This is a genomic window from Streptomyces sp. NPDC054765, from assembly GCF_053612065.1.
This window is the reverse complement of record NZ_JBSHBP010000013.1, coordinates 131,889-141,620: the sequence shown is the minus strand read 5'-3', so window position 1 is coordinate 141,620 and position 9,732 is coordinate 131,889. Positions and strand designations below refer to the sequence as shown.

Below are 9,732 nucleotides of genomic sequence, written 5' to 3'. Positions count from 1 at the left end.
CGCGTCACACCCAGCTTCCTACCGGGTTCCGTCCCCATGCGGGGACGGAACCCGAAGGTTGATCACAACCACACACAGGCCCTAGACCGCAGCGGGTACCGCCCCTGACCTGCAAGCAGCGAACGGCCGGCCTGTGCCGTTGTTGAGGTGGGCCTACCAGATATCGGTATTGCCCTGCCAGCTGCGGTGCAGCCGTCCGACCAGCTCCTGTGCCGTCGTGCAGCACGATCCGAATCGGAGGCGCAGGCAGTCTGGCTCCCGCCTTTGATCAGCGTGTGCCCCCCGGCGCCCCGGGGTGGATCACTCGGGCGGGCCGCCTTCGTCGTGGGCCCTGCGCCGAACGTTAGTGATCATTTAGTGATCCATTAGCGGGTCCGAGCAGCGTGGTGACCGTCCACGGAAACACTTCGGAAGAGCGAGGATATGCGCAAGAAGCTCAGCAAGGCAGTTGTCGTCCTGGCCGGTATAGCGGCGGCCACCACGATCAGCATGGGGGCGGCACAGGCAGCGGATGAGTACCGTGGCTTCCCCACCCAGAAGGCGTGCATGGACAAGGGGGCAGCGCTGACGGACAACGGTCACACGGCCGGCTACATGTGCACCGAGCAGAGCGATGGCTGGCTGCTCGAGGTGGGCAACGACTGAAGACGGCTCGTGATGAGTGCTCCTGCGCTGTTCTTGGAGCCCATCGGGCCCGAATGTTCCGCATCGCATTGCGGCGGGCTCTGAAGCAGAACGAACATATTCCCCGGGCCTCCGCGGCGGCCCGGGGAATATGTTTTCGTCAGGCACTACATGCCGGGCACCAAGACCCAGGTGGCGACACACCACGTGCGCAGCGTCCGGACGATCAGAGTGCGCACCGCCCGCAGCAGCCGGGCCCCGACCAGGGCCCCGGAGCGCCAGCTCGCCGAGACCGACGGCCAGAACCCGGCCGCCGGCGCCCCGTACGAGCAGGAACACCCCGCGACCGAGGGTGGCTCCACCCGCGAGCGGGCCGGAGGCAGGGCTGATGCCACACAGGTGGGGTGGGCCGAATTAGTAGAACGGCGCCGCGTTGCTGACGCCCGCGGCGGTGATCAGCGTTACGCCGGCCACGCCGTTGCCAGCTGGGGACACCGCGGTGACCTGTGTCGGCGAGACCTGGGTGATGTGGGTGGCGGGCCTGGAGCCGAACAGCACTTCGCGGGTGCCGGCCAGGTACGCGCCAGTGATCGTGACCAGGGTGCCACCAGCGGTGGGGCCCCGGTTCGGGGACATGGGCATGGAGGCGCCTCCCGGCAGTGATCGACAAGAACGCGAGCGCGGAGCGACCGGCATGCCGGTCTGGGCGCAGCGGACCCGGTCACCCGGGAAGGCCAGCCGGAAGGCCAAGCCACCCGGAACGCAGTCTTGCCCGCTGATCGTTTAGGTGTGCCGCAGCGTCGCGGTGGCGATCTCCAGGAAGTCGCGCAGCAGTTTCTCCCGCCGGTCCGCGAGGACGGCCAGGCATGTCCCGATCCTCGGGGCATCCGTGACGGGGAGGTGGGCGAGGTCGGGGCGGGAGTAGGAGCGCGCGACACTCAGCGGGACGAGCGCGATGCCGTGCCCGGAGGCGATGAGCTCGAACTTCTCTTCAAGTGAAGACGTCCGCCGCGTCGGTGCGTCGAGCAGCCGCTCGCCGCCGAGGTCCGCGGAGGCAAGCTTGCCGCGGCACGCCAGCGGGTGCGCCGCGGGCATGCAAGCGACCCTGGGCTCATGGCCGATGGGGATGGTGTGCAACCCCGAGTCGTCGAACGGCTGCCGCAGATACCCGACCTGGGCCCGGCCGTCCCGGAGCGGCGCGTCTTGGTCCCACCAGCGCGCCGGGACGACGTCGGTCTCGACGTCCGGGCGGCGCGACGAGAACGCCCGGATCGCATCCGACACGTGCAGTCCGGGAGAAAAGGCGACAACGAGCCGTTGGGCACCCCGATCAACGTCGTGCACGCGCTGCACCGCTGCGGGGACAGCCGCGAGAATCTTTTGCGCCTCCTCGTGGAGCTGTTCCCCGGCGGCGGTCAGCTCCACGCGTCGCGTGGTCCGCACAAGCAGAGCGCACTCCAACTCCTGCTCAAGCGCTTTGATCTGACGGGTGAGAACCGGCTGGGCGATGTAAAGCTGTTGCGCCGCCCGGCCGAAGTGCCGGTGCTCGGCCACCGCGACGAAGTAGCGGAGCTTGCGCAGATCAAGATCCATGCCTTTACGGTATCAATTGCCCAGGAAGGGTATTGGACGCCGCAGGCGGGCTGCCCCGAGACTCGAAACATGATCGTCATCACCGCCCCCACCAGCCGGATCGGCAGCAGGCTCCTGGACACCCTGCTCAATGAGGCTCCCGCTCGTGGCGAAGAACTGCGCGTCATCGTGCGCGACCCCGCAAAACTCCCCGACGCGGTCCGTGCCCGCGTCGACGTCGTCACCGGCTCGCACGACGACCCCGAGGTCATCGATCGGGCCTTCGCCGGCGCGGACGCCGTCTTCTGGCTGGCTCCGCCAGACCCGCGGGCGCCGAGTCTGGACGCCGCGTACTCCGGGTTCACCCGCGCCGCCGCAAAGGCGTTCACGGCCCACGCGGTGGGGCACGTGGTCGGCGTCTCGGCGCTTGGCCGTGGCACACCCGTCGCCAGTCGCGCCGGACATGTCACGGCGTCGCTGGCCATGGACGACCTCATCGCGAGTACAGGCGTGGCCTACCGCGCGCTCGCGAACCCTACTTTCATGGACAACCTGCTGCGGCAGGTGGCTTCGATCCGCGACGACGGCGTGTTCACCGACACCGTCTCCGCCGACCGCAGTGCACCGGCGGCCGCCGCCCGGGACATCGCCGCGGCCGCCGCCGGCCTGCTGCTCGACCGCTCATGGACGGGGACGGGCGAGGTTCCGGTGCTGGGCCCCGAGGACCTTTCGGCGAACGACATGGCGCGCATCATGACCGACGTGCTGCGCCGCCCAGTCCGCTATGAGCGGCAGTCGCTCGACGACTTCCGCGCCCAACTCACCGAACACGGCTTCGGGGACGCGCTCGTCGAAGGCTACGTCGACATGATGCGCGCCAAGGACAACGGCCTCGACGACGGCGTGCAGCGCACCCCTCAGACCGCGAGTCCGACCACCTTCCGCACATGGTGTGAGAAGGTCCTGGAGCCCGCGGCCCGGGTCCAGGCATGAGCGCCAGGACCGCTCTCATCGTCGGGGCATCCCGCAACCTCGGGCTCGGCCTCGCCACCGAGTACGCGCAAAGCGGCTGGGACGTCATCGGAACCGTCCGGGGCAGTCGCCGCACCGCTCTCCACGACCTGGCCGAGGCATCCAGGGGCCGGGTCATGGTCGAGTCACTGGACACGACGAAGCCAGAACAGGTCACCGCGCTGCGCGAGCGCCTGGCCCGGCACACCCTCGACCTGCTGTTCGTCAACGCCGCCATCACGAGGGGCGACATTCCGATCGGCGACGTCCCGGAGGAGATGTTTGCCGAGGTCATGGTCACGAACGCGCTCAGCCCCATGCGCGTCGTCGAGTCCTTCCGCTCGCTGGTCGCGCCGACCGGGACCATCGGCGTCATGTCCTCGCGCCAGGGCAGTATCAGCTTGAACACCAACGGCGGCCAGGACGTCTACCGAGCCAGCAAGTCCGCCCTCAACCAGCTAATGCGCAGCTACGCCGCCCGGTACGCCGACGCCGCGCACACGCTCCTGCTCATCTGCCCCGGCCATGTCCGCACCGAACTCGGCGGGCCGGACGCACCGCTGACCATCGACCAGTCCGTCCCAGGCGTGGTGGGCACGATCGACCACCACAGCGGCGAACCGGGCCTGAAATTCGTCAATTACGAGGACCAGCCCGTGCCCTGGTAAAAGCCGTCGGAGTGACGCCGGCCAGCGCTCACACAAGAAGGCTCGCGGTCAAGCGGCCTGACCGAGGCCGGCGGCGGTCAGGTCCTGCTCGCGCAGCGGGGTGAAGTCGACGTCGAGTTCGGGTCGTACGCTTCGGGCCGGATGCCGAGTTCGTGGGTGCTGTACTCGCCGAACCGGTTGATGTGCTCGGTCAGGTAAGGCGAGATGTGCGCCAGGTCTTCCGGGTAGATCTCCCATCCCTCCTCCAGCAGCTGCCGCACGATCTCCGCGATGTCCACGGCATAGTGGAAGATCACCGAGTTCGTGAGCAGAGCGTTGAACTTCATCGCCTTCTCCTGCTCGATCGGGTCGTTGTCGGCGATGACCCCGCGGTTGCCGAAGCCGATCCACTGGGAGAATCGATTGAACGACTCCACCTTGTTGGTCGCTGCGGTCACCCGTCGGCGCAGCGGAGCGTCGGAGAGTTAGCGCAGCAGCTGGACAGTGCGGATCACGCGGCCGACCTCGCGGAAGGCGGCGGAGGTGGCGTTCTTCCGTGACCCGGAGCGCAACCGCTTGAGCAGTGTGGAGGAGGAGATGGCGCCCTCGCGTACGGAGACGGCCACGCGCATCAGGTGGCGGAACTGGGACTCGATCAGATCAAAGTTGATGACGTCCCGGCTCGCCGAACAGGGTGTCGATGTGCACGTACTCCGTCTGCTTGGAGGGCCGGTAGAAGGTCAGTTCCTTCCAGTTCCTGATCCTGGGCATCAGGTCGAAGCCCAGCAGGTGGGCAAGCGCAAAGACAGGGAAGCTCTGGCCTTGGGTATCGGCGTGCACGGTGGTCGGCTGCACCTCGCTGGTGTTCTTCAGTAGGCCCTCGATGATGTAGACGGCCTCCCATACCCCGCACGGGATGAAGTGCGTGAACAGCGCGATGTAGGTGTCCGTGACGTGGTGGTAGGCGATGCCGCCCGGCTTGCCGTACCGGACGCTCGTCTCGGAGAGCAGGTTGTCGAGATAGGTGTCCATGTGGGTGCCGTCCGCCGCGACGGCGGTGCCGTCGCCCCATGCCTGCGAGATGTCCAGGCGGGCGTGCGCGTTGACCAGGTCGGAGATCGCCTCGTTCAGCAGCACGATCGAGAAGTGCTTGTTGGCGACGTACGACAGCTCGTGCCCGCTCACGCCGGGGATGTGCCGGGGCGGCTTCGTAGGGGCCTATGTTGGCGCCCTTGACGAAGGTGACGATCACGTAGCGGCCCAAGGGGTCGGTGAGCTTGGGCTCGTTGCCCGACGGGGGGCCGAAACGGCGCCAGACCGCACTCGCAGCCTGACCACCACACCAATGGTGTCCGTCAAAGCGGAACAAGCTCAATCACGCCCTGCGTCACTTCTACGCCTCCGAGCAGTTGGAGGCCGGCGAGTCGGTCGTCTCCCTGGCCAGGTGGCTCGGCCACTCTGACCCCGGCTTCACGCTCCGGAAGTACGCGCACTTCCTGCCCCGCGCCGGTGCACGCGGCGGCGCCGCCATCGACGCGGTCTTCGCGTAGCCGCAAGCCGACTGGCAGAAGCTCGGGTCTGGCGCAAAGTCCCAGAGAAGTCCCAGATATGCCGCCGCACCCCCTCCTGGCCCGTATTCACGCAGGCCAGAAAGGGTGCGGCGGCATTCGTAGTTCAGATGTCCCGGAAGATCTCGATCTGTGCCCCGATCGAGTTGAGGCGTTCTGCCAGGTCCTCGTAACCCCGGTTGATGACATAGACGTTGCGCAGGACGGAGGTGCCCTCGGCGGCCATCATGGCCAGGAGGACGACGACGGCCGGGCGCAGGGCCGGGGGGCACATCATTTCCGCGGAGCGCCAGCGGGTCGGGCCGTCGACCAGGACCCGGTGCGGGTCGAGCAGTTTGACCTGGGCGCCGAGGCGGTTGAGGTCCGTCAGGTAGATGGCGCGGTTGTCGTAGACCCAGTCGTGGATGAGGGTCTGCCCCTGGGCGCTGGCCGCGATGGCCGCGAAGAAGGGGACATTGTCGATGTTGAGGCCCGGGAAGGGCATCGGATGGATCTTGTCCAGCGGGGCCTGGAGCTTGGAGGGGCGGACCGTCAGATCGATGAGGCGGGTGCGGCCGTTGTCGGCCGCGTACTCCGTGCTGCGCTCGTGGTCGAGGCCCATCTCCTCCAGGACCGCCAGCTCGATCTCCAGGAACTCGACCGGGACCCGGCGGATGGTCAGCTCCGACTCGGTGACAACTGCCGCCGCCAGCAGGCTCATTGCCTCGACCGGGTCCTCGGACGGTGCGAAGTCCACATCGCGTTCGATGTGCGCGGCGCCGTGGACGGTGAGCGTGGTGGTGCCGATGCCGTCGACCCGGACGCCCAACTCCTCCAGGAAGAAGCAGAGGTCCTGGACCATGTAGTTGGAGGAGGCGTTACGGATGACGGTGACGCCGTCGTGCCGGGCGGCGGCCAGCAGTGCGTTCTCCGTGACGGTGTCGCCGCGTTCGGTCAGGACGATCGCGCGCTTGGGGGCGATGCTGCGGTCCACCTCACCGATGTAGGTGCCGTCGGTGGCGGTGATCTCCAGACCGAAGTGGCGCAGCGCCGTCATGTGCGGGGTCACGGTCCGGGTGCCGAGGTCGCAGCCGCCCGCGTACGGCAGCTTGAAGTGGTCCATCCGGTGCAGCAGCGGACCGAGGAACATGATGACGCTGCGGGTGCGGCGGGCCGCCTCGGTGTCCATCGAGTCGAGGTCGAGTTCCGCGGGCGGGACGATCTCCAGGTCGTTGCCGTCGTTGATCCACCGGGTGCGTACGCCGATGCTGCCCAGCACTTCGAGGATGCGGTAGACCTCCTCGATGCGGGCCACCCGGCGCAGAGTGGTGCGGCCCGCGTTCAGGAGGGTGGCGCACAGCAGCGCAACGCAGGCGTTCTTGCTCGTCTTCACGTCGATGCTGCCGGACAGCCGACGGCCGCCGACCACCCGCAGATGCATCGGCCCGGCATAACCGAGCGAGACGATTTCGCTGTCGAGTGCTTCGCCGATTCGGGCGATCATCTCAAGGCTGATGTTCTGATTCCCGCGTTCGATGCGGTTGACCGCACTCTGGCTGGTGCCGAGAGCTTCGGCGAGCTGCGTCTGTGTCCAGCCACGGTGCTGCCGGGCGTCACGGATGAGCCTGCCGATGCGTACGAGGTAGTCGTCTGCCATGGGGGGACCGTATCTCAGATATGAGATGAGTATGCAATTGCCGATAGCCGCGTTGTTCTACTAATATGCGAACAACTGAGAGGTGGTCGCCACGCCCATGAAGAGTGCCCCGCGTTCAGCCTTGCCCCCAACAGGCCGCCCGTGGACCCTGATTGCCGTCCTGCCGTTCGTTGCCGCTGTCGCGGCCGTCGCCGTCGTCTTTTTCTCGGTCTCTGCCCGATTGCCCGAGCCGCTCGCCATCCATTTCGGTGACAGCGGCCGCGCCGACGGTTTCTCCTCCGCCCGTGGCTTCCTGACGTTCGTTCTCACGCTGCTGCTCGTCATCGGCGCCGTCTTCGGCCTCCTCGTCCAGCTGCCGGAGCCCTCGGCGGGGACGCCCTGGCTGATAGCCGGCGGCTATGCCGCCGCGGCCGCAATCGGCTATGCCAGCTGCCTGACCCTGTTCGGGAACGCCGGCGCCACCGACACCTCGGCGGTCCGGCTGCCGCTGTGGGAGCTGGCCATGACACTCGCCGTGGCTCTGCTCGCCGGGACGCTGGGCCGCCTGCTGGCCGGCCCCGCGCCCCGCCCGCCCGACCGGGCGGCGGGTGAGGCGCCCCGGCTCGACCTGCCGGCGGGAATGTCGGCGGGCTGGTCACGCACCATCAGCTCACCGCCGATCGTCCTATTCGGCGCCCTGATGCTCGGCGCCGGGCTCTACTTCCTCGCTTTCGCCGACTGGCTGGCAGGCGTCAGCCTGCTCCTCGGCGCGACCGCGGTCCTGCCCTATGCCTCCGCGCGGGTCACCGTCGACCGCCGCGGTCTGACCGTCTCGTCGCCCCTGCTGCCGTCGCCCCTCCGCATCCGGCACCTCCCCCTCGACCGCATCACAGAGGCCACCAGCCGCCCGATAGGCGCCTTCCAGGAGTTCGGCGGCTGGGGCTATCGCATCCGCTCCCACCGCAGTGGGCTCATACTGCGCTCGGGCGACGGGATCGTGGTACGACTCACCGGAGGACGGGAGTTCGCGGTGACCGTCGACGACGCTTCGACCGCCGCCGCCTTGCTCAATACATACCTGGACCGCGCGCGCTCGCGGAAGGAAGGAGGCTGAGGTGCTCTTCCGGGTGGACCCCGGCTCCTCCGTCCCGCTCGGTGACCAGATCGCGGCCTCGGTCCGCGGCGCCATCGCCGACGGCACCGTGGACACGGGGGAGCGGCTGCCGGCCGCCCGTGCGCTCGCCGCGTCGCTCGGCGTGAATGTGCACACCGTGCTGCGCGGCTATCAGCGCCTCAAGGAAGAGGGCCTGATCGAACTCCGGCGCGGCCGCGGCGCGGTGGTCACCGGAGCCGCGTCCCCCGCCCGCGCCCGCCTCGGCGAAACGGCCCACCGGCTGATCGCCGAGGCCCGCAATCTGGGCCTCTCCGACGAGGAGATCGTGACGGTGGTGCGTACGGGGCTGGCGGGGCGGTGAGGTGGTGAGGTGGTGAGGCCCAGGTTTTGGGCCGCAGGGCCGGGGCGGATGAAGCCGGACAGGTGCCCTCACCTGGATTAGCGGCGTGCTCACCCGCCCCTCCCGCGCCGGAGCATGGACCTGCACCGGAGCACCGACCCGCGCCCTCGCCCCCGCCCTCGGGGGTCCCCGTGTCCTCAGATGCTGAGCCGGCCACTCGTGGTCGTTCACCAGCGACTCGTGGTCGCTCATGGGTCTCACTTCCGCCGACCGCCGACCGCCGACCGCCGACCGCCGACCGCCGACCGCCGACCGCCGACCGCCGACCGCCGACCGCCGACCGCCGACCGCTGCCAGGTGCTGCCCGGCGTGCGGCCGCTGCGTCGGCCTGGACCGGGCCGGACGGGGGCGACCCTGGTGCGGCCTTCGGCGGGGTCGCTGCATCGTCGGCGTGACAGGAGACCCGGTCAGTGTCCCCTGTCATCCCATACGGGCGTTTGACAGCGAACGTAGTCGTTCGGGGTGCCGGAAACACCACGTCCAGGGCCCGGCGAGATGACCGGGCGTGCCGCGTGTCAGGCGTGGCCACCGCGCCACCCGGAGGTTTTGATTCATTCCGGGAGTCCTGCGGTGGCCACCAGCGACGCTGAAGGGAAGCTCAGAGGCTGTCCGGTCGGTTACCGCCCGACCGGGTTGAGGTAGGTGGCCGGGTGGGTGGCGCCGTCCTGCTTGAGGATCTGGCCGCCGAACGGCCACTTCAGGGTGAAGTGCTCTGTCTCGTTCGGCGGTGTGACCAGGAACTTCGCCGGAACGAACTTCTCCTTCTGCGGCGTGGACTTGGCCACCGGGAGCAGGGTGATGCTGAAGTCCACCGTGTCCCCCTGCTCCAGGATCATCTTTTCGGGCTTCTTGGAGGAGCGCGCCAGCGACCAGGTGCCGTCGGTCTTCTGAGCGCCGATCATGTCGACACCGGCGAAGCCGGACAGGGTGCAGGTGCGCTTGCTCTGGTTGGTGAACCAGATGTGGGCCTGGGTCTGCTTCTCGGTCTGCTCCATCTCCGGTCTCGCGTCATCCCCGGTGGCGAAGCCGGCCTTCAGGTCGGCGGTGTGGCAGCGGGTCGGCTCGGCTTTGGCGGGGGCGGCCGAGGCCGGGATGGCGGTAGCGGCAGTGCCGGCGACAACGAGGGCCGCAAGGGCCACGACGGTCAGCTTGCTCTTCATGTCGGGTTCCTCTCGAAGGGG

11 protein-coding genes and 2 pseudogenes are annotated in these 9,732 nt (G+C 68.6%); 6 read left to right on the top strand and 7 right to left on the bottom strand.

The window, feature by feature from the left end; all coding sequences use genetic code 11:
- The first annotated feature begins 423 nt into the window (after positions 1-423).
- Positions 424-645, top strand: a complete 222-nt coding sequence (locus ACWGJY_RS11880; RefSeq protein ID WP_380916405.1) for a hypothetical protein — start codon at positions 424-426, stop codon at positions 643-645.
- A gap of 146 nt (positions 646-791) precedes the next feature.
- Here the strand turns inward: ACWGJY_RS11880 and ACWGJY_RS11875 are convergent, their stop codons facing one another.
- The 3 genes from ACWGJY_RS11875 to ACWGJY_RS11865 all read right to left on the bottom strand — a co-directional run bounded on the left by ACWGJY_RS11875 (position 792) and on the right by ACWGJY_RS11865 (position 2,217).
- Positions 792-1,019, bottom strand: a complete 228-nt coding sequence (locus ACWGJY_RS11875; protein ID WP_327153665.1) for a hypothetical protein — start codon at positions 1,017-1,019, stop codon at positions 792-794.
- Positions 1,020-1,038: 19 nt separating this feature from the next.
- Entirely contained in the window at positions 1,039-1,266 is a 228-nt protein-coding gene (locus ACWGJY_RS11870) for an IPT/TIG domain-containing protein (RefSeq protein ID WP_168482628.1), read from the bottom strand.
- 141 nt (positions 1,267-1,407) lie between these two features.
- Positions 1,408-2,217 carry a LysR family transcriptional regulator gene (locus ACWGJY_RS11865; RefSeq protein WP_453260629.1) on the bottom strand — a complete coding sequence of 270 codons (810 nt, stop codon included), beginning with the start codon at positions 2,215-2,217 and terminating at the stop codon, positions 1,408-1,410.
- A 69-nt stretch (positions 2,218-2,286) separates the two neighbouring features.
- On the opposite strand from ACWGJY_RS11865, the gene ACWGJY_RS11860 reads away from it, so the two are divergent.
- A complete protein-coding gene (locus ACWGJY_RS11860; protein WP_453260628.1) occupies positions 2,287-3,189 on the top strand; it encodes an NAD(P)H-binding protein in 903 nt (300 codons plus the stop codon).
- Positions 3,186-3,875 carry an SDR family oxidoreductase gene (locus ACWGJY_RS11855; RefSeq protein WP_168482631.1) on the top strand — a complete coding sequence of 230 codons (690 nt, stop codon included), beginning with the start codon at positions 3,186-3,188 and terminating at the stop codon, positions 3,873-3,875. The genes ACWGJY_RS11860 and ACWGJY_RS11855 overlap by 4 nt, the downstream gene beginning before the upstream one ends.
- 77 nt (positions 3,876-3,952) lie before the next feature.
- Here the strand turns inward: ACWGJY_RS11855 and ACWGJY_RS11850 are convergent.
- Both ACWGJY_RS11850 and ACWGJY_RS11845 read right to left on the bottom strand, forming a co-directional pair.
- Positions 3,953-4,486 (bottom strand): annotated as a pseudogene (locus ACWGJY_RS11850) (Tn3 family transposase).
- 28 nt (positions 4,487-4,514) lie between these two features.
- Positions 4,515-5,048: a Tn3 family transposase gene (locus tag ACWGJY_RS11845; RefSeq protein ID WP_453260634.1), complete on the bottom strand. Its 534-nt coding sequence runs from the start codon at positions 5,046-5,048 to the stop codon at positions 4,515-4,517.
- A gap of 182 nt (positions 5,049-5,230) precedes the next feature.
- Between ACWGJY_RS11845 and ACWGJY_RS11840 the strand changes: the two are divergent.
- Positions 5,231-5,404: pseudogene (locus ACWGJY_RS11840) on the top strand (integrase); the annotation flags it as partial.
- A gap of 124 nt (positions 5,405-5,528) precedes the next feature.
- Here the strand turns inward: ACWGJY_RS11840 and ACWGJY_RS11835 are convergent.
- Complete coding sequence (locus ACWGJY_RS11835) at positions 5,529-7,058, bottom strand: helix-turn-helix domain-containing protein (protein WP_453260627.1); 1,530 nt, start codon at positions 7,056-7,058, stop codon at positions 5,529-5,531.
- 220 nt (positions 7,059-7,278) lie between these two features.
- On the opposite strand from ACWGJY_RS11835, the gene ACWGJY_RS11830 reads away from it, so the two are divergent.
- Complete coding sequence (locus ACWGJY_RS11830; protein ID WP_453260626.1) at positions 7,279-8,151, top strand: DUF1648 domain-containing protein; 873 nt, start codon at positions 7,279-7,281, stop codon at positions 8,149-8,151.
- Between the two features lies 1 nt (position 8,152).
- Positions 8,153-8,512 (top strand): GntR family transcriptional regulator, encoded by a 360-nt coding sequence (locus ACWGJY_RS11825; protein WP_453260625.1) that lies wholly within the window; start codon positions 8,153-8,155, stop codon positions 8,510-8,512.
- A gap of 656 nt (positions 8,513-9,168) precedes the next feature.
- On the opposite strand, the gene ACWGJY_RS11820 is transcribed toward ACWGJY_RS11825, so the two are convergent.
- Positions 9,169-9,711 (bottom strand): DUF4232 domain-containing protein, encoded by a 543-nt coding sequence (locus tag ACWGJY_RS11820; RefSeq protein WP_453260624.1) that lies wholly within the window; start codon positions 9,709-9,711, stop codon positions 9,169-9,171.
- Between the last annotated feature and the right edge of the window lie 21 nt (positions 9,712-9,732).